This window comes from Sphingobium sp. B11D3B (assembly GCF_025961735.1).
Lineage (GTDB): Bacteria > Pseudomonadota > Alphaproteobacteria > Sphingomonadales > Sphingomonadaceae > Sphingobium.
Genome location: NZ_JAOQOF010000001.1, coordinates 2,166,635 through 2,190,159 on the forward strand (window position 1 = coordinate 2,166,635; position 23,525 = coordinate 2,190,159).

Consider the following 23,525-nt stretch of genomic DNA (forward strand, 5'->3'; position numbering starts at 1 on the left):
CACCCTGTCGCCGCCGGTTCATCCGGTCTGGCCGGTCCTGCTCGTCCATCATCGCTGCGCTGGCCCGGCCGGCGCCGTCTTGCCCAGAATGAGGTCAGCCGCCTTTTCCGCAATCATGATTACGGGGGCGTTGGTATTGCCCCGGATCAGCGCCGGCATGGAGGAGGCATCCACCACCCGCAGGCTCTCGACCCCGCGCACCCGCAACTGCGCATCCAGCACGGCAGCATCGTCGGTGCCCATGGCGCAGGTGCAGGCGGGATGGCCCCCGCTCCGCGCCGTCGCGCGCAGCCAGCCTTCCAGCGCAGCATCATCCGCCGCATCCGGGCCGGGCGCGACTTCCGCGGCGACCAGATCCCGCGCCGGTGCGGTCGCGAAGAAACGGCGCATGAAGTGCATCGACCATAAGAGCCGATCAAGGTCGCCCTGTTCGCTCAGGAAGTTGAGGTGGATTTTCGGCAGCGCCTCTGGATCGGCGGATCGCAGCGCGATGCTGCCCCGGCTCTCGGGGTTGAGCAGCAGCGTGCCGGCCGAGAACTGATGCCCCGCGCCTTTCCGCCAGCCGGGGAACCAGGGCCGCGCCGCGTAGCTTGCGTGGACAATCTGGAACTGCAGGTCCGGCCGATCCTGCAACGGCCCCGAGCGCAGGAAGCCCTGTATCGACATAGGGCTCTGCGCCATGTTGCCCGTGCCGAACAGGGCCCAGCGCGCCGCGTGCAAGGCGATCCGGTCGAGCCGCAACTGATCGTCAAAGGTCACCGGCGCGGCGGCCTGCCAGAAGCTGAGCGCGATCGGATGATCCTGCAGATTGGCGCCCACGCCCGGCAAATCGCGCAGCACCGGCACGCCCATATCGGCCAGATCCGCAGCCGGGCCGATGCCGGAGAGCATGAGCAGTTGCGGCGAGTTGATCGCGCCGCCGCACAGGATCACCTCGCGGCGCGCCCGCACCTGACGCACGGTCCCGCCCTTGCGATACTCCACCCCGACCGCCCGTCCATGCTCCATGATGACGCGCGAGGCGAGCGCATGGGTCTCGATCCGCAAATTGGGGCGACCCCGCACCGGGTCGATGAACGCCCGCACCGTGCTGTGCCGCCGCCCTGCGCGGATCGTGCAATCGGGAATGCCGAACCCCTCCGGGCGCGGCACGTTGAAATCCGGTTCCTCGTCATAGCCCAGATTGCGCGCGGTATGCATGAAGGCCGGGAACAGCACCGGGTCCGGCTTCATCGCGGTGACGTGCAGTTCGCCCGTCCCGCCATGGTCGGCACCCGCTCCCCGCCAATTGGTCTCCGAGCGGCGGAAATAGGGCAACAAATCATCGAAGCCCCAGCCGGGCAAGCCCATGTCGCGCCAGCGATCATAGTCCGCCGCGTGGCCGCGAATATACATGGTGCCGTTGATCGAGGAGCTGCCGCCCAGCGCCTTGCCGCGCGGGATGGGCTGGGTGCCATTGCCCATTTGCGGGTCAGGCTCGCTCTCATTGCCCCAGATGAAGCGCTCGGTCGCGGCGGCCTGCATCCAGGTGAGCGGCATGTCGATGATCGGATGACGGCACTCGCCGCCCGCCTCCAGCAGCGTGACGGAGGTTCCGGCCTGCGCGCTCAGGCGATTGGCCAGCACGCAGCCCGCACTGCCTGCCCCCACGATGACGAAGTCCGCCTCATCCACCGGTCGGTCGCCCTCCCCTCCACGCTGTCTCTGCCAGACCGTTGCAGCCTTTGCCCTGCTGGTCTTACGGTGCATATGCACGAGCACAAGTGCGATAACGCACCCCTGCCGCAATGGAGAGCGATGAGATGCGATATACCGCCGATGAGGAAGCCAATCTGGCGCTGGTGCGCGGCCTTTTCGACGAGGTGCTCAACCCCATGGATTCGAGCGCCGTGGACCGGTTCATCGCGCCCGACTATATCCAGCACAATCCCTCGGTCGAAACGGGGCGCGCGCCATTCAAGGCGTTTCTCGACCATATCAGGTCGGTGCACCCCCAGGGCATCCATGATGTGAAGCGCATGTTTGCCGATGGCGATCATGTCATCGTTCACTACCACGTCCGCCGTTGGCCGGACGATAGCGGCTGGGCGGTGGTTGACATCTTCCGGATCGAGAACGGCCTCATTGTGGAGCATTGGGATGTCGCGCAGGACGTGAAGCTCGGCGGGCCGAACGCGAACGGGATGTTCTGAGCAGCAGGCCTTCGCCGCCCGTGCAGATGCGACCAAAAATCGTCGGGCTTTGGGCGGCGCCGGTGGAATGAAATTGACTCTGTGCAACCGACGCGCAAGATCGTGCATTGTCGGGCTGGATTCTACCGCCGTCCGTCTTTTCCGAGGGCTCCGTGACGATCGATTTTCAGGCCCTGCTGGCGCGTTCTCCCAATCCCTATGTGTTGCTCGATAGCGATCTGCGGATCGTCTGGATGAACGACGCCTATCTGCAGGTGACCATGCGCACCCGCGACAAGCTGCTGGGCCAGAACATGTTCGATGCCTTTCCGAGCGACCCGGACTCCGAGAGTCACCGGCAGCTGGAATCCTCGTTCCGCCGGGTTTTCGCCTCCGGCAAACAAGACGAGATCGCGCTCATCCGCTACGACATTCCCACGCCCGATGGCGGGATGGACGTGCGCTACTGGAGTGCGACGCACACGCCCTTTGCGGACGAGGCACGCAAGGTCGCCTACATCCTGCAGCACACGGTCGACGTGACCGAACTGCAGACGCTGCGGGCCATGCGCGATGAAATGGGCCTGATCCAGCGCGCCAATGCCGTGCAGGCGCGCAATCTGGACCTCGCCGAAGAGGCGGGGCAGTTCAAATCCCTGTTCGAGCAGGCGCCGGGCTTCGTGGCCATTCTGCACGGGCCGGATCATGAGTTCCGCATGGCGAACGCCGCGTATCACAAGCTGGTCGGGGGCCGGGATCTGCTGGGCAAGCGGGTGAAGGACGCCCTGCCGGAGGTCAGCGGGCAGCGCTTCCTGAACCTGCTCGACCAGGTCTATCGCTCTGGCAAACCCTTCATCGGGCGCCGCCTCAAGGTGCTGCTGCAGAATGACGAGGGAACCGAGGTGCAGGAGCGCTATCTCGACTTCGTCTATCAACCCACGGTGGGCGAAGGCGGGACTGTTTCCGGGGTGTTCGTCCAGGGCCATGACGTGACCGACCAGGTGGAATCGGAAGAGCGGCAGGCCCTGCTGATGAACGAGCTCAATCACCGCGTGAAGAACACGCTGGCGATCGTCCAGGGCCTCGCGATGCAGTCATTCCGCCAGATGCCGGGGTCCGAGGTTCCGCGTCAGACCTTCAATGCGCGGCTCGCGGCGCTGGCGGCGGCCCATAACCTGCTGACGACCAGCAACTGGAAAACCGCCGGCTTCATCGAGACGGTGCGCAGTGCGGCCGAAGCCTCCATCGGCGAGGATCTGGCACGGGTGCATCTCGATGGCCGGGATTTCACCATCGCGCCGCAGACGGCGGTGTCCCTCTCCATGATCATTCACGAACTCTGCACCAATGCTGTGAAATATGGGGCTTTGTCCGTGCCTGAAGGTCACATAGACCTGAGCTGGACGATCGAGGACGAAGAAGAGGATTACCGATTGATCGACCTGCGTTGGGAAGAACGCGGTGGCCCGCCCGTCCAGCAACCCGCAAGTCGCGGTTTCGGGTCGCGCCTCATCGAGCACGGCTTCTCGACGGAGCGGGCCAGCGGCGTCGTCATAGACTTTCGGCCGACCGGCCTGCTGTGCACCATCAAGGCAAAGCTCACCAACGCATCGATTGTTTCATGAGACTGGACGACCTGACCATCCTGATCGTTGAGGACGAGCCGATCATCGCGCTCGTCCTCGAAGACAAGCTGCTGGATCGCGGCGCGAACCCCGTTCTGGCGCACAGCTTCGACAGTGCGGCAGAGCTGATCGGCCGACAGGCGCTGGACCTCGCCATTCTGGATGTGAACATCCATGGCCAGCAAAGCTATCCGCTGGCGCAAATGCTGCGAGACAAGGGCACGCCGTGCATCTTCGTGACCGGCTATGGCGGCGCGCTGCACCCCGAGGCGTTCGCGCACGTCACCACGTTGACCAAGCCCTACAGCGTGGCCGCGTTGGATGACGCACTGCAGACGGCGCTGGCATTCAGAAATGCCAGCCAGCCGGAACCCGATGCACCGCTGACCTGACCGGTCAAAGCGGCGTCACCCACGCGGCGGCGTTTTCAGGCCAGCTCGACCGGCGTCGTATCGTAGCCCGCCACAGCCAGCGCCTGCATCAACCGCTGGAGATGGGCTTCGTCGCGCGTCTCGCATTCCACATCCAGCGTCAGGCCCTTGGCGGGCAGATTGGTGAAAATCCGCTGGTGGGAGAGCTCCAGGATGTTCACCGCCTCCTGATCGAAGATGCGAGCGACATGGAACAGCGCGCCGGGACGATCCTGCATGATGATGCGCAGGCGCGCCAGCCGGCCTGAACGTGCCAGATCGCGCAGCAGCACATTGGCGAGCAGGCGCGTATCGATATTGCCGCCGCACAGCACCAGGCCCACCGTCTTGCCGGCGAACAGCGGCTTGTGCTCGATCAATGCCGCGAGACCGGCGGCGCCAGCGCCCTCGACCACGGTCTTCTCGATCTGGAGCAGCAGGCTTACCGCCTGTTCCAGCGCGCGCTCGGTCACGAGCACCACATCATTCGCGAGCGCGGTGACGAAGCGGCGCGTGAGCTGCCCCGGCTCCTTGACCGCAATACCCTCGGCCAGCGTATCGCCATCGCAGGGCAGGTTGGCGCTCTTCACCACATCGTACATGGAAGGGTAGAGTTCGGCCTGAACGCCGATCAGCTCGATATCCGGGCGGATGCCGCGCGCAGCGGTGCCCATGCCAGAGAAGAGCCCACCACCGCCGATGGGAATGACCAGCGTGTCGATCTCCGGCGCGTCCTCCAACATCTCCAGCGCCACCGTGCCCTGCCCGGCGATGATGTCCGGCTCGTCGAACGGGTGGACGAAGGTCAGGCCACGCTCGGCTTCCAGCTTGCGCGCGTGATTATAGGCGTCCTCGAATTTCTCGCCTTCCAGCACCACGGTCGCGCCGTGACCCTCGGTCTGCATCACCTTCACCAGCGGCGTCGTCATGGGCATGACGATGGTAACGGGTACGCCGAGCTTGGCGCCGTGATAGGCAAGGCCCTGTGCGTGGTTGCCGGCCGACGCCGCGATGACACCCTTGGACCGCGACGCATCGTCCAGCAGCAACAGGCGATTGAGCGCGCCGCGCTCCTTGTAGGCGGCGGTGAACTGGTGGTTCTCGAACTTGAGATACACGGTCGCGCCGGTCATCTGCGAGAGCGTCTTGCTCACCACCGTGGGCGTGCGCAAGATCGAGCCCGAAATTCGCGCCGCCGCCGCGCGGACATCGGCGACGGAGACGGGCAGCGCATCGGCACTGGCCGTCAGGGGCTCAAGCGGTTCGATCCTGTTCATGGCGCCGCCCCCTACTCCCATCTGGCGCATCCTGCAAACTGCCACTATGCCCTGCTTATGGCAAAAATCGCGTTTATCGGGCTGGGAGTGATGGGCGGACCAATGGCGGGGCATCTCGCCGCCGCCGGGCACGACCTCTCGGTGTTCAATCGGTCGATGGGCAAGACCCAGGCCTGGGTCGAGCAGCATGGCGGCGAGGCGGCGGTCAGCCCCGCGCAAGCCGCGGCGGAGGCCGAGGTTGTCATCAGCTGCGTCGGCAATGATGCCGATCTCGAAGCGGTGACCATCGGGCGCGACGGCGCGTTCCGGACGATGCACCCCGGCGGGCTGTTCATCGACCACACCACTGTCTCCGCCAAGATCTCGCGGCAGCTTGCCGACGAGGCGGAAAGCCGGGGGCTTCATTTCGTCGATGCGCCGGTTTCCGGCGGCCAGTCCGGCGCGCAGGGGGGCACGCTTTCGGTGATGTGCGGCGGCACGCAGGCGGCGGTCGAGGCGGCGCGTCTGGTCATGCAGAGCTATGCCGCCCGCATCGTGCATTGTGGCGAGGCCGGCGCGGGTCAGACAACCAAGATGGTCAACCAGATCTGCATCGCCGGCGTGCTGGAGGGGCTCTCCGAAGCACTGCGGTTCGCGCAGGCAGCAGGCCTCGACCTCGGGAAGGTCCAGGAAGCGATTGGCGGCGGCGCCGCGCAAAGCTGGCAGATGGACAATCGCTGGAAGACGATGAGCGAGGACAGCTTCGATTTCGGCTTCGCAGTGGAGTGGATGCGCAAGGATCTGGGCCTCGCCCTCGATGAAGCGCGCACGCTCGGCGCCACATTGCCGGTCACGGCGCTGGTCGATCAATATTATGCCGAGGTCGTCGCCATGGGCGGCGGGCGGCAGGATACCAGCGCGTTGGTAAGGCGCCTGCGCAAGCCATGAACTTTGCACGAAGGACAAGCGCCGTTCTGGCGGCGCTCGCGCTTGGACTGGGCATGGGCGCGACCCGCGCCGACGCGCAGGGCCTGATCGATAATGTGAACGGCATCACGGTGGATGCGACCGGGGATCTCGTGCATTTCACCGGCCTTGTCATCAGCGACGATGGCCGGGTGGAAAAGCGGCTGGCGCGCGGCGAGAAACGCCCCGATCGGCCGAGCTTCCGCTTTGACGGCAAGGGCCGCACGCTGATGCCCGGCATCATCGACGCGCATGTCCATGTCATCGATCTCGGCTTCTCGCGCCTCAATCTGGACCTGAGCGATACCAATTCGCTCGATGAGGCACGGCAGAAGATCGCCGCCTTCGCTGCGGCCAACCCCGGCCGTCCGTGGATCATCGGCTTTGGCTGGAATCACGAGAAGTGGAACCTCGGCCGCTTCCCGACTGCCGCCGACCTCGATGGGCTGGGCGATGGGCGCCCGATCTGGCTGGAGCGCGTCGATGGTCATGCCGGCTGGGCCAATGCCGCCGCGCTGGCCGCCGCAAAGATCGCGCCGACCAGCAAGGCGCCTGTCGGCGGGCGGATCGAGATGGTCGCAGGGCGTCCCAGCGGCATCCTCGTCGACAAGGCGATGGCGCTGATGACGCCCGCCCTCCCCCGACCCCAGCCCAAGGATTATGACGCGGCACTGTCCGCCGCGCAGGATGCGCTGCTGGCGCGCGGTGTCACCACCGTCGCCGACATGGGCACCAGCATTGAGCATTGGCAGGCCTATCGCCGGGCCGGGGACCGGGGGGCGCTACGCATCCGCATCCTGGGCTATGCCGCCGGCATGGAGCAGGCCGCGCTGATCGCCGGGCCTGCGCCGACCCCGTGGCTGTACAACGACCGGCTGCGGCTGGGCGGCGTCAAGCTGGTGCTGGATGGCGCGCTCGGTTCACGCGGTGCCTGGCTCAAGGCGCCTTATGCCGATGCGCCCAAGGAGAGCGGCTTAGCGCTGCTGACATCAGCCCAGTTGCGCAACCAGATGAGCCGGGCAGCGATGGACGGCTTCCAGCTTGCCGTTCACGCCATTGGCGATCAGGCCAATGCCGAGACGCTGGATGCCATCGAGGAACTGAGCGAGACCTATAAGGGCGACCGGCGCTGGCGGATCGAACATGCACAGATCGTCGACCCCGCCGATCTCGCCCGTTTCGTGCGCAGCGGCACGATCGCTTCCATGCAGCCGCAGCACGCCACCTCCGACTGGGCGATGGCGACGCGGCGGCTCGGGCCGGAGCGGCTCGGCGGGGCTTATGCTTGGCGCACGATGCTGGACAACAAGGTGCCGCTGGCATTCGGCTCGGATGCCCCGGTGGAGCCGGCGGATGCCTTCATCGGCCTCAAGTCTGCCACCACGCGGCTCGATGCCCGCAACGAGCCGGCCGGCGGCTGGTTGCCGACGCAACGCCTGACGCTGGCCGAGGCGCTGCGCGCTTATGGCCGCGGCGCGGCTTATGCCGCTTTTGCCGAGGAGCGCTTTGGCAATCTCGCGCCCGGCCAGCGCGCCGATTTCCTCATTCTGGACCGCGACATCGAGCTGGCCAGCCCCACCGACCTTGCCGCGACGCAGGTCCTCGAACTGTGGATGGACGGCAAGCGCGTCGCTCTGAAGGATCGCTGAATCGTGAACGCCATTCGCCTTGCCACCAAATATGTCGAGAAGCCCTGGGGCCGCACCGATCTGCCAGCGGCCTATCCCGATGGACAGGGCCGGCAGATTGGCGAGGTCTGGTTCGATGGGCCGGACGGCCAGCATCCGCCGCTGCTCGTCAAATATATCTTCACCAGCGAGCGCCTGTCCGTCCAGGTTCACCCTAATGACGCACAGGGCCAGGCGCGCGGTCTGCCGGGCGGAAAGAGCGAGTGCTGGCTCATCCTCGATGCCGAGCCCGGCGCGACGCTTGGCATGGGGACGCTCCGCCCGCTGGATGATGAGACCCTGCGCGCCGCCTCGCTCGATGGCAGCATCGAGCATCTGATGGACTGGAAGCCGGTAAAGGCCGGCGACTTCTTCTACATTCCCGCCGGGACTGTCCACGCCATCGGCGCTGGCGTCACGCTGGTCGAGGTGCAGCAGAATGTCGATGTGACCTATCGGCTCTACGATTATGGCCGCCCGCGCGAACTGCATCTGGATGATGGCGTCGCCGTGAGCCGGGCCGAGCCCTATACGAGGGCGCCGGTCAACATCGCAGAGGTGGATGCGGACAAGCTTCTCCGCCGCGACGAGGCGCCCTTCACGCTGGCGCTGGAGCGCTGGCACGCAGGCAGCCACAGCCTGGACTGCGCTAATGGTCCGTGCTGGTTCGTGCCGCTGAGCGGCCGGGGCACGATCGACGGACAGCCTTGGGCAGCGGGCGAGTGCTGGCTGGTGACGGATTCCGCCACGCTCACCGTGACCGAACCCGCCCGGGGCCTCATCGCGCAAAGCTGACACCTGCCAGACTTAGTCAATGAGAGAGTGCGCGCGGCCCGCGCAGCTCTGCTCATTCCCCTTGCGCTTAGCCGCAAAAATACTGGCATTCGAGATTGCAACGCCTTATTCAGCGCCCGACGATGGCGAGGACTGAAAGAGGCTCTGCAATGGCAAAAGACAACAAAATTACATTTTACGATCTGGCGTTGGCGAGCGGCGCGACGATCAGCCCCTTCGTGTGGGCGACGAAATATGCGATCGCCCACAAGGGCTTTGAGATCGACACGGTGCCCGGCGGCTTCACCGGCATTCTCGAGCGGACCGGCGGCAAGACCGAGCGCCTGCCGGCGATCGTCGACGATGGCAAATGGGTGCTCGATAGCTGGCTGATCGCCGAATATCTGGACGAGACCTATCCCGACCGGCCGACGCTCATCCCGCACCCCAGCGTGCGCGCCCTCACCCAGGGCATGGAAGCCTGGCTGTGGAAAGAAGCGATCAGCCCGTGGATGACCTGCTTCCTCAAGGAATATCGTGATCGCTCGCTGCCGCAGGATCACCAATATGTCACCGAATCGCGCGAGCGGATGTTCGGCCGCAAGATCGAGGACATCATTGTGGGCCGTGAAGACCGTCTGCCCAAGGTGCCGCCAAACCTCCAGATCATGCGCAATGTGCTGGCGGAGAATAAGTGGTTCGGTGGCGACACGCCCAATTATGCCGATTACCGTCTGCTCGCCGTGTTCCTGTTCACCGCCTCGGTGGCAGATACGCCCGTGCTGACCGACGACGATCCGCTGCGCGATTGGATCGAGCGTGGGTTCGATCTGTATGGTGGCCTCGGCCGTCATCCCGGTCTCTCGCCCATCTTCGGTCTGCAACTGCGCGAGGGCGATCCCGAACCGTTCGTGAAGGGCAATGCCAAGAACGGCCTCTCCAGCCGCAACACCGGACCGCAGTCGACTTCGGCGGAAACCGCGCGGCTCAAGGGTGAGGCCCAGCCGGCCGCCTGAGCGCCCACAACATCGCCCTTTCGAGGCGACAAGAGACAGACAGGCGGCAGGCTTCACGGCGTGCCGCCTGTTCGTTTTTGCGATCTCTTGCCGTCCGCCCGCACCCGGATTACCCACAGCGCAGGAGAGGAGACATAATCATGAAAAATCTTGCTCGCCGGGTCGGCTTGGCCCTGGCTCCCATCGCCATCTGTGCCGCCCCTGCCCTCGCCCAGCAGGAACTGCCACCCGTGCTGGCCAGCGGCGCGAAGTCCGATGTCGCGCCCGCCGTGCAGATCCTGCGCTGGCACATGAACGATGCGGACGTCGCGTCCCTGACCTTCCGCAGCATGGACACGCTGTTCACCACACGCTCGGCGCCGCGCTCCGGGCCGATCTGGCAGCTCCCGCGCAACGACAAGCCGCTCGATTTCAGCTATGCCTATAAGGGCACGACCTACAAGGCCGACGACTTTCTGGAGCGCACCTATACCAACGCGCTGCTGGTGATGAAGGACGGCAAGATCGTCACCGAGATCTACCGCAACAATAGCAATGAGCAGACCCGCTTCATGGGCTGGTCGATGACCAAGTCGCTGACATCTATTCTCATCGGCAGCGCGCTGGCGGAAGGGCGGATCAAGTCGCTCGACGATCCCATCACCGCCTATCTGCCTGAGCTGAAGGGTTCGGGCTATGACGGCGTGTCGATCCGCCACATCCTGCAGATGCGCTCGGGCGTGGACTATGAGGAACGCTACGACTTCGCCAATCCCGGCATCGCGGCGACCAATCATATCAATGCGCTGGTCAAGAATGTCTCGCGTTTTGCCGACATGGCGCGGCAGGTGAAGCGGCTGCACACGCCGGGCACTGTGTTCCAGTACAAGACCATCGACACCGCCGTGCTCGGCTGGCTGATCGAGCGGGTCAGCGGCGGCGACACCATTGCCGGCTATGCGACCAAGCATCTGTGGGAGCCGCTGGGCGCCGAGCGCGACGGCTTCTTCATCATGGATGGGCCGCCGGGCGTGGGCCGTGAGTTCAATGGCGCGGGCTACAATGCCACGCTGCGCGATTGGGCGCGCGTCGGCCAGATGATGCTCGACAGCGGCAAGGCCAATGGCAAGCAGATCGTCTCCGCCGCCTGGGTCGCGGAATCGACGCGGCCGACCGACCTCAAGGAAGCAGGGCCAATGGGTTATGGCTATCAGTGGTGGACGCTGGGCGGCGGCTCCTACTCCGCCATCGGCCTGCAGGGACAATATGTGTTCGTCGATCCGGCGAGCCGCACGGTGGTGGTGAAGCTCAGCTACTTCCCGCCAGGCAATATGAGCGCGGACGAAGAGACGGCTGCATTCCTGAAGGCCGCCGCCGCCTGGACACCGCGCTGAGCGCCATCCCTTGAGCATGAGAAATGCCCCGGCCTCTCATCGAAGCCGGGGCATTCCGAACGGTCTGTCCCACACAGCGCCGTTCTACGGCGACGGTGCGAGGGAGGCTTACTCGTCGCCGGTGCTGGCAGACTGGCCGGCCGCGCCCGAACCTTGGACCGATCCGCTAACGGTGCCGTTGGCATCCACCGAGCCGGCGGTATCGCGCACCTGTCCGGCCGCGTTGCGAGCAGCGCTGGCCGTTCCACGAACGGTACCGCGCGCCGTTTGAGCCGCACCGCGGGCCGTGCCGCGCGCGGTCTCCACTGTGCCGCGAGCGGTGCCCCGCGCCGTCTCGGCCGTGCCCTGCACGGTGCCTCGGGCGGTCCCCACGACCTCTCCGGCCGTGCTGCGAACCGCATCGGTACCGACGCCCTGCGCCGAGACGCCGACGCTCTTGTCAATGCTCTGGCTGGTGCCCAGCGCACCGCCACCGGTCACGGAGCCGGCCGGGCCAGTCGCGGACGTTGCACCCTCAACGGTGCCGGCAACCGTGCCGGCCAGACCCGCATTGGCGCTGGCCGAACCCGAGCGCGTATCGACCGAGCGGCTGGTGCCGGCCCGGCCCGAGCCGGACAGGGTGCCAGTGACGCTCTGCGAGGCAGAGCCGACCGTGCCGAGCGTACCGCCAAGATTGCCGGCACCGCCCAGCGTACCACCAAGCGTGCCGCCCAGCGACCCGCCGGCATTACCAAGGAGCTGCGCCTGCGCGGGCATCGCGAAAATGGCGGCAGCGGCGAACGTGGTGATCAAAATCCGGTTCATATGACATCTCCTTCAAGATGCGGGCCTCTCTTCTGGCCCGTCGGAAGGAGAACGATGGCCGGATGGGACTTCATCCCGACCCGCCGGAAAAATTTTTACCGGGCGGTCGCGGACACCGTGCGACAAGCTTTGCAGACGATGCCGCGCCCGACATTGCCCTTGCCCTTCACCGCTTCACTGGCCACTGCGTTGACGCGGCGCGCGGGGGCACCCTGCGCGGCGGCCAGTCGTGCCGCAACGAGCGGCGCGGCAAAGGATGTGCCGCGCACCTTGCCATAGCCCTTGCCGGGCAGCGCAGCGACCATGTCAGCGCCGGGTGCGGCAAAATCCAGATGCTTGGCACGCCCCGCCTCGAGCAGCGCACGGTCCCGGCCATCGACCCCAGTGACGGCGATCACGCCGGGATAGGAGGCCGGATACATGGGCGGCGCGGCAGGCCCGTCATTGCCCACCGCCGCAACGACGATTACGCCGCGCTGCTGCGCTAGCGCCACGGCGCGGGCCAGCAACTGATTGGGCGGGCCGACCAGCGAAACAGTGATGACGGGCGCGCCACTCTTGACCAGCCAGCCCAGCGCCTGCGCGATCAGCTCAGCCGATCCGCCAGCGGGATTGCCGCCATAGACATCCGCCGCCAGCAATACTCGCCCCGTGGCCGCGCCCTTGAAGGCGCCGTCCCGGCCGACCAGCAACGAGGCAATGGCCGTTCCATGGCCGCTGCCCTTCGGCCCGCCCGCCGCAAAGCCGCGTTGGCGGATCGATGCTCCAGCCAGCGCCGGATGGGCCGCGACGCCACCGTCGATCATGCCGATAGGCGCATCGCTGGCGGCCCCGCTCTCGCCGGCCGCTGCTGCGCCGTCCGCGCCGCCCAGCGCCCCGCCGGCTGGCTCGAATACATGGTTGAGATCGAACACCCCCTCCGGCGCGAGCTTGCGGGCGCGCTCCAGTGCCTTGCGCGCCGTCTCGCCGCGCGGCACGCCGAGCACATGGGTCCGCAGACCCAGTTCCTCCATCGCCTCCGTCCGCAATGTCTCGAAACCCGCCGCCTTGAGGCGCACGAGCAGATCCGGGGACGCATCAAGCGCGATGATCTCTCCCCGCCGCACCGGCTGGCCGTCGGCATCCGCCTCCAGCACATCGCGGTTGGCGCGGATCAGCGCATCGAGCCGGGCGCGGCGCAAATCACGCAGGGACACCCGGTCCAGCGTATCGGCCGCACGGACGCTGAGCGTGTCCACCGCGCCGCCGATGGTCGCCGGCGCATCACGCAAGAGCGGATCGACCACGCCGCCGGCAATCTGGCCAGGAAGTTGCCCCGGGAGCTGGCCGAGATTGCCCGGCAGAAGCTGCGCCTGCGCACTTGCGCCGAGCAGAGCGGCGATCAGGAGAATTGCGGTTGATTGTCGCGCCATGGTCGGTCCTTATCATTTTTTCTCAAGCTTTGGATGAAACGCTCGTGCCGCGTCGTTTCATCCACAAGAGCTGAAAGGAATTGGCTTGGACGGGTTCGAGGAAGGCCTCACTGCCATGTTGCCGCGCCTGCGCCGGTTCGCACATGGGCTGTCGCACAGCGCCGCCGACGCGGACGATCTGGCGCAGATCGCGGTGGAGCGCGCCTTGCGGTCCCGCAGCCAGTGGCAGGCCGGCACACGCCTCGATTCCTGGCTCTACCGGATCACGCGCAACGCCTGGATCGATACGGCGCGCGCACGAAATCGAGAGGCCGCGCGCCTGCTGCCAGAAGAAGCCGGCGAGCAGGTGGGTGAAGACCCCCGGCCCGGCCTCGAAGCCCGGCTGGACCTCGACCGGATGATGGCAGCCATGACCCGGCTGCCGGACGACCAGCGCGAGGCTGTCGCGCTCGTGCTGATCGAAGGCTGCGGCTATCGGGAGGCCGCGGAGATATTGGAGATACCCGTCGGCACGCTGTCGAGCCGGCTGGTGCGTGGACGCAATGCGCTGCTGGCGCTTGTGGGCGAAGGATGAGCAGATGACGGACCCAAGGATCGGCCCCATGATCGATGACGAAACGCTCTATGCCTGGCTCGATGGCGAACTGCCCGAGGACGAGGCCAAGCGCGTCGCCGCACTCGTCGCCGCCAATCCCGCGCTGGGCGAGAAGCTGGAAGCGCAGCGTCAATTGCAGGCGGGCCTGCGCGCAGCGTTCGATCCAGTCGCCGCTGCCCCGGTGCCGGCCGGCATGGCCGCAATCGCAACGAGCGAAGGAACCGTGCAGAGCTTGGCTGATGCGCGCGCCCGGCGCACAAGCCGTGCGGGCTTTGGCCTGCCGCAATGGGCGGCCGTCGCGGCGGCACTGGTGGCGGGGTTCGTCGGGGCGCAGATGCTGCCAAAGGGCGGCGCCACCGCTCAGGACGGGCTGGTCGCAAGCGCAGAGCTGACGCAGGCACTGGACACCCAGCTTGCCAGCGCCGGGGATGCCGATGGTGCCGCTGCGCCGGTCAGGGTTCGCCTCACCTTCAAGGACGGCAAAGGCGACATTTGCCGCAGCTTCGATACCGCCAGCACCGCCGGGGTCGCCTGTCGGGATCAGGACAGCTGGGCCGTCCGCGCGCTGGTCAGCCATCCCCGCCAGACCGAGGGAAGCTATCGCATGGCGACCAGTGGCGATGCCGCCATCATGGCCTATGTGGACGCCCAGATCAGCGGCGATCCGCTGGATGCGGCGGCCGAAAAGCGGGCCATGGCGAAAGGGTGGAAGAAATAACTGCCATACAGGCCGGAGGATAAAAAAGGTGGTCTTGCTGCGCCAATCGGCCCGAGGTGCCACCATTGATGGCCTGACTCTTAGGCGGCGCCGTCCCACTTTACCTGGGACGCACACTCACCGACCGGCCCACCCCGCGAGTTGCCCCATATTGCCGGCTCAGCTTTTCCCGCCCTCTGAAACAGCCTTGGCAATGGCGGCCTGGTTGGCACCGCTGAATTCATCGCGTCTCTCGTGGACCCAGTTGAAGGACCGTTCCCGTTGGGCATTGGCCCGATTAAACCGTGGCATGACGTAGCGCATCATGAGCTCATAAGACCGCTTGGTCGCTTCGAAATCCATCCAGTTGGTCCCGGTCATCGTAATATAACCGAAGCCACCCGTCTTTTCCCACAGGGCCTCGAGATATTCGACGGCATCGTCTGGTGTGCCGATCAACCCGCCGCGCGCCGCGATGATGCGCTCCGGATCGGATCCGGCTTTGGCGCGCGTATCCGCATAGCTTTTCGGGTTGAGCGCTTCGAGATAAGCCAGCCACGGCTCGAGCCCGAAACGCATGGCCGCAGCGGCATCCGCGCGGCTCTCGGCCAAGTGGAAGGAAACCACGACACGCAGATTATCGCGATTGAGTTGATTGCCGTGGGCGCTGCCGGCTTCTTCCGCCAGCTTCCATGCCGCGGCAACATCGCCGCCGCCATGAGTGAGGATGCCCAGACCGTATTTGCCTGCCAGGCGCGATCCGATCGGCGTCTTGGAGGTCACGACCGCCATTTCGGGACGACGGAAGCTATAAGGCGCCATTTGGAGGCTCGCCTCCCGCAGCGAGAACCAGTCGCTATCGTGATCGACGACTTCGCCATCCAGCAACCGGACGATCACATCCAAGCCTTCGACCAGCCTCTCGCGCTGCTGCTCCGGCTTGATGTTCAACATGTGCGCATCGGACACCAGCATGCCGGGACCAAAGCCGAACATGGCCCGACCGCGTGTCTGATGATCGAGCTGCAGGATGCGATCCGCAATCATGTAGGGGTGATGATAGGGCACCGAGATCACCCCGGCGCCGAGCTTGATCCTCGAGGTCCGTTCCGCCGCAGCCGCGATGAACAGCTCCGGGGAGCCATATATTTGCATGCCACCGGAATGATGCTCGCCCATCCACAATTCGGCGAAACCGAGATGCTCCAGCCAGTCCACAAGCTCGAAATCCCGACGCATGCAGAGCGCTACGTCCTCATCGTTGCCGTGATGTGGGGGCAGGAATACGCCTGCACGAACGTTGCGCCTCTCATACATGGGTTTTCTCCCGCAAATCTTATCGTCACGGCCCGACTATCAACGCAATAATTAAAACACAATAGAAATTATTATTTCGCGAGACTCGCGAATGGTGATCGCTCAGACAGCGAGCGAACCGAGCGCGGGAAAAACGGCTCATCGCACGTGGAATACAGGCCTTAATATACCGTCTTTTCCGTGTCATATCCCGAGTGAAGGGAAGTTGGCAGATGACGCAAAAACGGCACCCTTCTCCAGCGCTCATAGCTTCACATCGGTTTTTATATATATCTATAAATAAGTTGTTTCGGCCCCAATGATCGGTTAGGAGGATGGCGTTTCTCGCCAAGCCCAACCAGGGCTGGACGACGTCAAGAGACCAAAAAACTCGGCGCGCCATATGCGGCCGAAGCTGACTGGAGGGAGGATTATGAAGACACTCGGGAAAGTTGCCGCTTTCACGCCACCGCGCGGAACATGGAAGGCAACCACCGCACTCGTGACCAGCATTTTCCTGAGCCTACCGAGCGCTGCGAATGCGTCGGAAGGTGGCCAGCCCGATAGCATGGCGGCTCTTCCTCAGGCCAGCACACAAGCCAGCGCGCCGGAAAGCGCCAATAGCACCGACATCATCGTAACCGGATCTCGCGCCGCCGCGGCCGGCTTTTCTGCACCATCGGCCGTGTCAGTCATCGGCGCCGATATCGTCGATCAGCAGTCGCCGATCAGCATTGCTGAAGTGCTGCAGCAGGAGCCGGCTTTCAAGGCCACGCGCTCGGTCGGCGGAAACGCGAACAACTTTGCGAGCCCGGGGCAGGCGACGGCGGATCTTCGGGGGCTTGGCGGGCAGCGGACCCTCGTGCTCGTCGATGGGTCACGGGTTGTGCCCCAGGCATCTTCGGTCACGACCGGATCACCCGTCGCGACGGACCTCAACGTCATTCCAACGAACATGATTGAAAGGGTCGAAGTCGTCACGGGCGGCGCGTCCGCACAATATGGATCGGATGCTGTTGCAGGCGTGGTCAACATTCTTCTCAAGAAGAAGATGACCGGCATCGAGCTGTCCGCCCAGACCGGCATTTCGCAGCAAGGCGACAATTTCCGCTACAAGCTCGGCGCCGTGGGAGGCTTGTCGTTCGGGGACGGCCGGGGGAACATCGTCGTGGCGGTCGAGAAAGCCCGCAGTGACGAGATTCAGGACATTTATCGCCGCGATTGGGGACGCCGCGAGGAGATGATCGTCACCAACAGAGCCTATCTGACCAATGGCTTGCCCGCCAATATCGTGGCCGACGGCGTGCGCAATTCCAACAGCATCGGCGGCCGCATCATCGGCCCCGCCAATTTCAGCCTGCGCAACTATACCTTCAATGATGATGGCACCATCCGGCCCTATCAGGTCGGCAGTGTCGATGATGGCACCAATCAGATTGGCGGCGAGGGTCTTAGCCGGTCCGAGGGGTCGAGCCTGATCCCCGGCATCGAGCGCTTTGTCGTTCACGCCCTCACCAGTTTCGAAGTCTCGCCTGCTCTCAATATCACCCTGTCGGGAGGCTATGCTGAGACGTTGGGCCTGTTCACCGGGGGCCTCCCGAACTTTGCGTCCTTTACGATCCGCAACGACAATGCCTTCCTGCCGCAAGCGGTCAAGAATGCCATGGCTGCGCAGGGGCTGACCAGCATCACCGTCGCCAAGGGTGTCTACGATGTCGGGAACATCAATTTCCGTGTAAAGAACAAGACGCCGCACGGCACGATTGGCGTCGAGGGCGACCTCGGCAACTCGTGGCACTATGATGCCCATTATTCCTATGGCGAAAACCAGTTCCGCAGCGACTTCAGCAATAATTTCTCGCCCGCCTTCTGGAATCTGGCGGTGGATGCTGTCGCGGCTCCAGGCGGTGGGATCGTCTGCCGGTCGACCCTCGCCGGGCAGCCTGCCAATCCCCTCGCCGCTGGCTGTGTTCCAGTCAACATCTTCGGGCCGAATGCCGTCAGCACCCAAACGCCGGCCGCGCTCGCTTATGTGAACCGCTCCGATTATCACGAGGTGATCTACAAGCAGCACGCCGCGAGCATCAACATGCGCGGCGAGCCGTTTTCCACCTGGGCTGCGCCTGTCGCCGTCGCCTTTGGTGGTGAGTATCGCCAGGAGTCGCAGGTTTTGACGGCCGGTCCGCTCGCGACAGCCGGTCGGTTTGCGATCGGCAATGTCGCGCCCTTCTCCGGCAAGTTCAATGTCAAGGAAGGCTATGTCGAGGCAATCGTGCCGCTCGCCAGGGATCTGCCTTTCGCGCGCAATCTCGATCTCAATGGCGCCATTCGCTATGCCGATTACAGCACCGCAGGGGGCCAGACGACCTGGAAGGTGGGTGGCGTATACGAGCCCATCCAGGGGCTGCGTTTTCGCGTGACACGCTCGAAGGACATCCGTGCAGCGGCGATCTACGAACTGTTCTCGCCCGGCTCTTTCGTGAACGTGCCTTTGACGGTGAACGGGGTGACGGCCGTCATTCCGCAGAACCGCACGGTGGGGAATCCCGATCTGAGGCCTGAGAAGGCCGACACGCTCACGCTGGGCGTTGTCGTACAGCCCTCGAGCCTGCCCGGGCTGCGCATGTCGCTCGACTATTATCTCATCGACCTGAAGGATGCGATCGACTCGATCACGGCCGCCAATATCGGCAATGCCTGCTCGGCGGGCGATGCCCAGGCGTGCAGCTACATCACCTTCAGCGGCGCAACGCCGACGCGCCTCGTCGCGCCTGTCCAGAATATTTCGCAGTTCAAGACGAGCGGACTGGACATGGCGCTCTCTTACCAAGCCAGTCTTGGCGGCGGCGTGTCCATGAGCACGCGGTTCACCGGAACCTACGCCTTGCGGTCCTACATCAATGGCATCGACCGGTCGGGCGAAAACGGGATGGGCAGCCTCGGCTCACAGCCCCGCTTCCGGGGAAATCTCACGCAGACATTCAGCACCGATGCGGTCTCGCTGTCAGCGCAGCTCTTGTACATCAGCAAGGGCAAGAACGATAACCAGTTCGACACGATCCCTGCTTTGACCATCAATGAGAATGACATCCCGGCCGCCGCTTACGTCAATCTGTTCTCGACGATCCGCGTAGCGGGCAATTTCGAGCTGTCCGCCAGCGTCTCCAATCTCCTCGACAAGGATCCTCCATCCAGTCCCTATGCAACGCAGAGCCAGCCGGTGAATGGCCAGCTCTACGACAAGATCGGACGCGTGTTCGAGGTGGGCGCGAAGGTTCGCTTCTGATGATTGGGCGGGCCAGGGCGGCGAGCGCGCTGGCCCGTCCACGGAAGTCTCTGCTGCTTCAAATGCCCTGACGAGGCAAACCGCTCGCCGCCGCCATGGCGGCCCGTTCCATTGGCCGGTTCAGCGGTGCATGGACCCGCCTTTCCAGACCTCCTGCTCTCACGCGGTAAAAACGATCATCCGGCAGTGATAGGGGCGCCCAGGCTGACGTAGGAACCGTTCGCGTACACCAGCGGGCTGACCTCATCAGTGAGGAACACTTCCTCGACACGGCCGATCACAATGTGATGCGTCCCATAGTCCAGAGCCTGCTCGTAGCGACAGAAAAAGCTCGCCTGCGCATCTTCCAACCGGGGACAGCCATCTGCAGCCGTGCCCCACTTGCCCGTGGCGAACCTTTCTTCTCCGCGCGCTTTGCCGGCGCACGCTGCCGATATGTCGGCATGGTCGCTGTGCAGAATATTCACGCAGAAGTCGGCGCCTTCAGAGAGCGGCAGGTACAAGCTCGCCGAGCGATTGACGCAGATGAGCAGCGATGGTGGATCCATGCTGAGCTCGCTCACCGCGGTCGCGGCCATCGCGTAGCGGGTGCCGTTATGGCGACAGGTGATCACGACGACGGCTTTGGCCAGACGCCGCAACCCCTCGCGCAAGCTGATGGCCACGGGGGAGAGTTCGGTCATGTCATTTGCTCCGTCACGCTGCCTGACGCTCTGTCTGGCGGCGGTGGATGATAAGGTCTTCGATTGAGCCAATGCAGAGCCCGTGCCGATCGGCGAAGCGGATGAGGTCGGGCAGACGCGCCATTGTGCCATCATCGTTGAGGATCTCGCAGATCACGCCTGCGGGCTTCAGCCCGGCCAGCCTTGCCATGTCGACCGCTGCCTCAGTGTGACCAGGTCGCGTGAGGACGCCACCCGGCTGCGCGACGAGCGGAAAGATATGGCCTGGCGAGACGAGGTCGGGCGGCCCGCACTTGTCGTCGATGGCCACGGCAATGGTCCGCGCCCGGTCATGGGCCGAGATGCCGGTCGTCACACCCTCGGCAGCTTCGATCGACACCGTGAAAGCCGTGCCGTGCGGCGCGTTGTTTGTTGCGACCATTGGCTGCAGAGCCAGATCCTCCGCGCGAGCCGCAGTGAGGGCGAGGCAAATCAAGCCGCGGCCATAACGGGCCATGAAGTTGATTTCCGCAGCCGTTGCGAATTCGGCCGCAATAACGAGATCACCTTCATTCTCTCGATCTTCCGAATCCACGAGGATGATAGGCCTGCCCGCACGAAGCGCGCCAACCAACTCATGGATGGGCGAGAGCGGGGACAGCGGTCCGTCCACGACCGGACGTGGATATTCTGCCTCAAGCATCGCGCAGGGCCACGACCGGGATCAGCAGGTGGGAGTCATGCTCGCCCCCGGTGTGGATGTGGTGCATGCCGCGATTGACCGTGTCTTCGTGCCGCATGTAGAGCATCGGCTTGGGATATTGATAAATGTCCCGCCCCTTGATCCTGATCCGCAGCACGTCGCCGGCCCTGAAGAGCGTGCCGGAGGGCAGGATCTCAATCTGCGCTTCGACAATCTCTCCCGGCGTGACCTTCCACTCAGAGGTGTTGGTGAGCACGGGCTGAAATTCGGTCGAGCATTCGGAGTCCAATTCACGCCGCGAGAGGCGCAACCAGCCATAGGCGGCAGCGCCGTCCTCAAACACAGCCCAGTGAATGAAGCCTACCTTCTCGCCATCTTCGACCTTTTCGACCGCGACAAATACGTCCATGTCATCGGCGCCTTCGGTGGAGACCATGAGCTTGAGCTTCATATGCCCGACGAGCGCGCAGTCTTCCTCGAACCCATAGTCGAAGGTCGCCTCTGCCGCGCCATCGAGCGGATCATAGCTCGCAATTGCTTCGGCCGGGGCTGGCTTGTCGCTCATGTGTCCGGTCGCTGCGTCAAGATACAACCGCCGGTATTGGGTGTTCTCCACGGGCCATTGCTCTGACTGCTTCATGATTGCCGAGCCAGCCCTGTCCCGCACGTGGAGTCTGACCGGCGGCCAGGTGCCTATTTCGTTCGATACGCCCTTCAGGATGTGATCGAAGAATGCTGTCTGGCGCGCGATGGACGTGGGTTCGTAATAATAGCCCCATTTCTTGCTACCATGAACCTCGAGCCACTTGCGCGGAGAGGCGATTTTCTTGAAGCCTTCCAGGGTGCCACGCGTATGCACGCCGTGGTCGCTCCAGCTCGCGACCACATAGGCCGGGACGTCGATCCGGCTAAAATCGGGCACCTTCGATTTCCAGTACTCGTCGAAGAACGGATGCTCGGCGGTCAACGCCCAGAGATCCTCCACCATGGCATCCGAGGCGCCCCAACGCACCTGGATGTGCGGCCAGAAATGCGTCTCTGGGATGCCTCCGTGGCGCACGATCTCGTTGAAGGTGTCCGACCAGCCCTCCCAAGGATTGATCGCCGCCAGATGGGGCGGGTTAAGTGCGGCCACGTTCCACTGCGACGAGGAGAGGTAGGATACGCCTGACAGGCCTACGCGCCCGTTGCTCCATGGCTGCGTGCCAGCCCATTCGATGAGATCATAATGAGCTTCGCCTTCCTTGCACGAGAAATAGCTTGCTGTGGTTTCCGCATACCAAGTTCCGGGGATGTCGGCGGTAATCACCGCATAGCCCTGGCCGGTCCAGTAGACGGGATCCGGGGCCTCGAAAATGGTGAGGTCCGACTGCCACTCCGCCTTCACGCCGGATGTCGGATAGAGCGTCGCAAGCGGCGCCGGGTCGTGCTTGCCATAGGGGGTCCAGGCGACCAGAACAGGGATCGGGCCCGTCAGGTCCGCTGGCAGAAAGAGGTCGATCCAGAGCGGCTTGCCTTCCCGGGTCGGCACCGCAATGTCCCGCTCGATGCGGATGCGATCGCGGAAGGAAAGCTCGTGCTGGCGGGGGCGCCCTCCACGAAATTGCGGTGTATTGGGCGGCCGCCTCAGTCTTTCCCGATAATCGCCCATCCTCTCGCTCTCCACTGACCAATTGGCATGCGCCTCATAACCGGGGCTGGGATTAATTTCAATACGATTAGAATTTATTCCGAACGTGATGTAGGCCGCCGTTCCCATCCTGCCGGCCTTTCGCGTAAACTGCGCGTCCGTAGAAAATGACAAGGGGACCGGCTATGGCTATGAACGCCCCGTATCGCGGGATGTCTGCCGGACTCACTGGTTGGTGTGTAAGCGGATCATGCGCAGGCAGAGTTTTCAAGGTGTCGGATAAATCCGATGCCCTTTCCAGGGTGGTTAAGATGGGCCGGAAGAAGGCGGAGAGCCAAAACAGCAGCGAGGGTGCCGAAGCGAAGGGCGCGCGACCGGCCAAAAAGCGCTCGATCGGCCGTCCATCCGGGCAGCGTGGTATCGGTAAGAAGCTGTTGATCGACAAGACTGTCGAACTCCTGCGCCATGTGCCGCCCGAAAAGCTGTCCCTGTCCATGGCGGCCCGCAATGCGGGGGTGCACCTCACCCTCTTCAAATATTATTTCACAGACCGCACCCGGCTGCTGGTCGACGTCGCGCGAACCTTGGCCGTCTCTTTGGGCGACGGCCTCGCCCAGACCGAAGCGGGATCCCTGCCGGCCGTGGAGCGGATAAAGATCAGAATCGACACGATGGTCGACTTCTTTTTCGTCAATCCTTTCTATCACCGGCTCATGACCGAGATTATCGCCGACGAGACCGATCCGCTCGCGGCTGAGCTGATCGCTTTGTGGGTGGGGAAGACGCTCGATATCTATCGCGACATTATCGACAAGGGCGTGGCGGAAGGGTCGTTGCGGAAGGTCGATCCCTACTTCACATTTTTCGCGATCATGGGGCTGTGCGAGCAATATCAGCACGCATCCCGCTTCGTCGAGCAAGGCAATTTGGCAGCAGGCGGCGCCCCTCATTCCGACGTGGCGGCAGAATATAAGGCCTTCGTCTATCAGCTCATGCTGAGTGGAATTGCGCTCGACCCCGCCCGCACGGGCTGAGCCTCACGGCAGCATTACTCATCGGTGTTCGACGACGTTCCACCAGTGGGAGCGAGCGATGCCGCTCGTCCTGAGCATGAACATCCGCACGACAGCCGAGGCGGTACATATTTATAGTACCCTATAAAAAACTTTTCTTCTCATTTTG

General features: G+C 64.2%; 20 protein-coding genes. 12 read left to right on the forward strand and 8 right to left on the reverse strand.

Annotation, left to right across the window (positions count from 1 at the left end; translation table 11 throughout):
• Window positions 1-48: 48 nt before the first annotated feature.
• On the reverse strand, window positions 49-1,749 hold the full coding sequence (locus tag M2333_RS10200) for a GMC family oxidoreductase (protein WP_264611676.1): 1,701 nt from the start codon (window positions 1,747-1,749) through the stop codon (window positions 49-51).
• Between the two features lie 53 nt (window positions 1,750-1,802).
• Here M2333_RS10200 and M2333_RS10205 point away from each other — a divergent pair, with 53 nt between their 5' ends.
• From M2333_RS10205 to M2333_RS10215, 3 genes are all read left to right on the forward strand, one after another.
• On the forward strand, window positions 1,803-2,192 hold the full coding sequence (locus M2333_RS10205) for a nuclear transport factor 2 family protein (protein ID WP_264611677.1): 390 nt from the start codon (window positions 1,803-1,805) through the stop codon (window positions 2,190-2,192).
• Window positions 2,193-2,344: 152 nt separating this feature from the next.
• Window positions 2,345-3,796: a sensor histidine kinase gene (locus M2333_RS10210; RefSeq protein WP_264611678.1), complete on the forward strand. Its 1,452-nt coding sequence runs from the start codon at window positions 2,345-2,347 to the stop codon at window positions 3,794-3,796.
• A complete protein-coding gene (locus M2333_RS10215) occupies window positions 3,793-4,188 on the forward strand; it encodes a response regulator (protein ID WP_264574522.1) in 396 nt (131 codons plus the stop codon). The genes M2333_RS10210 and M2333_RS10215 overlap by 4 nt, the downstream gene beginning before the upstream one ends.
• A 35-nt stretch (window positions 4,189-4,223) precedes the next feature.
• Here M2333_RS10215 and M2333_RS10220 read toward each other — a convergent pair whose 3' ends face one another.
• Window positions 4,224-5,483 carry a threonine ammonia-lyase gene (locus tag M2333_RS10220; protein ID WP_181558795.1) on the reverse strand — a complete coding sequence of 420 codons (1,260 nt, stop codon included), beginning with the start codon at window positions 5,481-5,483 and terminating at the stop codon, window positions 4,224-4,226.
• A 57-nt stretch (window positions 5,484-5,540) separates the two neighbouring features.
• Here M2333_RS10220 and M2333_RS10225 point away from each other — a divergent pair, with 57 nt between their 5' ends.
• The 5 genes from M2333_RS10225 to M2333_RS10245 all read left to right on the forward strand — a co-directional run bounded on the left by M2333_RS10225 (window position 5,541) and on the right by M2333_RS10245 (window position 11,258).
• Window positions 5,541-6,410 carry an NAD(P)-dependent oxidoreductase gene (locus M2333_RS10225; RefSeq protein ID WP_264611679.1) on the forward strand — a complete coding sequence of 290 codons (870 nt, stop codon included), beginning with the start codon at window positions 5,541-5,543 and terminating at the stop codon, window positions 6,408-6,410.
• Complete coding sequence (locus M2333_RS10230; RefSeq protein WP_413716489.1) at window positions 6,407-8,077, forward strand: amidohydrolase; 1,671 nt, start codon at window positions 6,407-6,409, stop codon at window positions 8,075-8,077. Before M2333_RS10225 ends, M2333_RS10230 begins: the two co-directional genes overlap by 4 nt.
• A 3-nt stretch (window positions 8,078-8,080) precedes the next feature.
• Window positions 8,081-8,890 carry a class I mannose-6-phosphate isomerase gene (locus M2333_RS10235; protein ID WP_264611680.1) on the forward strand — a complete coding sequence of 270 codons (810 nt, stop codon included), beginning with the start codon at window positions 8,081-8,083 and terminating at the stop codon, window positions 8,888-8,890.
• Between the two features lie 149 nt (window positions 8,891-9,039).
• The gene (locus M2333_RS10240) at window positions 9,040-9,885 is read left to right on the forward strand and encodes a beta-etherase (protein WP_264572128.1); all 846 of its coding nucleotides are present in this window, start codon (window positions 9,040-9,042) and stop codon (window positions 9,883-9,885) included.
• Between the two features lie 140 nt (window positions 9,886-10,025).
• On the forward strand, window positions 10,026-11,258 hold the full coding sequence (locus M2333_RS10245) for a serine hydrolase domain-containing protein (RefSeq protein ID WP_264611681.1): 1,233 nt from the start codon (window positions 10,026-10,028) through the stop codon (window positions 11,256-11,258).
• Window positions 11,259-11,366: 108 nt separating this feature from the next.
• Here M2333_RS10245 and M2333_RS10250 read toward each other — a convergent pair whose 3' ends face one another.
• Together M2333_RS10250 and M2333_RS10255 are read right to left on the reverse strand one after the other, a co-directional pair.
• The gene (locus M2333_RS10250; protein WP_264611682.1) at window positions 11,367-12,062 is read right to left on the reverse strand and encodes a hypothetical protein; all 696 of its coding nucleotides are present in this window, start codon (window positions 12,060-12,062) and stop codon (window positions 11,367-11,369) included.
• Window positions 12,063-12,157: 95 nt separating this feature from the next.
• Window positions 12,158-13,474, reverse strand: a complete 1,317-nt coding sequence (locus M2333_RS10255) for a S8 family serine peptidase (protein WP_264611683.1) — start codon at window positions 13,472-13,474, stop codon at window positions 12,158-12,160.
• 115 nt (window positions 13,475-13,589) lie between these two features.
• Between M2333_RS10255 and M2333_RS10260 the strand changes: the two genes are divergently transcribed.
• On the forward strand, window positions 13,590-14,048 hold the full coding sequence (locus M2333_RS10260) for an RNA polymerase sigma factor (protein WP_264572366.1): 459 nt from the start codon (window positions 13,590-13,592) through the stop codon (window positions 14,046-14,048).
• A gap of 28 nt (window positions 14,049-14,076) precedes the next feature.
• Window positions 14,077-14,787: an anti-sigma factor family protein gene (locus M2333_RS10265; RefSeq protein WP_264611684.1), complete on the forward strand. Its 711-nt coding sequence runs from the start codon at window positions 14,077-14,079 to the stop codon at window positions 14,785-14,787.
• A 159-nt stretch (window positions 14,788-14,946) separates the two neighbouring features.
• Here the strand turns inward: M2333_RS10265 and M2333_RS10270 are convergent, their stop codons facing one another.
• Window positions 14,947-16,083: an LLM class flavin-dependent oxidoreductase gene (locus M2333_RS10270; protein ID WP_181558785.1), complete on the reverse strand. Its 1,137-nt coding sequence runs from the start codon at window positions 16,081-16,083 to the stop codon at window positions 14,947-14,949.
• A gap of 547 nt (window positions 16,084-16,630) precedes the next feature.
• On the opposite strand from M2333_RS10270, the gene M2333_RS10275 reads away from it, so the two are divergent.
• Entirely contained in the window at window positions 16,631-19,348 is a 2,718-nt protein-coding gene (locus tag M2333_RS10275; protein WP_264611685.1) for a TonB-dependent receptor domain-containing protein, read from the forward strand.
• Window positions 19,349-19,524: 176 nt separating this feature from the next.
• Here the strand turns inward: M2333_RS10275 and M2333_RS10280 are convergent, their stop codons facing one another.
• From M2333_RS10280 to M2333_RS10290, 3 genes are read right to left on the reverse strand one after another with little or no spacing between them, the layout of a single operon-like run.
• Window positions 19,525-20,031, reverse strand: coding sequence for a flavin reductase family protein (locus M2333_RS10280; protein WP_181558783.1), 507 nt, complete (start codon window positions 20,029-20,031; stop codon window positions 19,525-19,527).
• Window positions 20,032-20,044: 13 nt separating this feature from the next.
• Entirely contained in the window at window positions 20,045-20,713 is a 669-nt protein-coding gene (gene ribB / locus M2333_RS10285) for a 3,4-dihydroxy-2-butanone-4-phosphate synthase (protein ID WP_319799398.1), read from the reverse strand.
• Entirely contained in the window at window positions 20,706-22,472 is a 1,767-nt protein-coding gene (locus M2333_RS10290; protein WP_264611686.1) for a CocE/NonD family hydrolase, read from the reverse strand. The genes ribB and M2333_RS10290 overlap by 8 nt, the downstream gene beginning before the upstream one ends.
• A 182-nt stretch (window positions 22,473-22,654) precedes the next feature.
• Between M2333_RS10290 and M2333_RS10295 the strand changes: the two genes are divergently transcribed.
• Window positions 22,655-23,377: a TetR/AcrR family transcriptional regulator gene (locus M2333_RS10295; RefSeq protein WP_264611687.1), complete on the forward strand. Its 723-nt coding sequence runs from the start codon at window positions 22,655-22,657 to the stop codon at window positions 23,375-23,377.
• The last annotated feature ends 148 nt before the right edge of the window (window positions 23,378-23,525 follow it).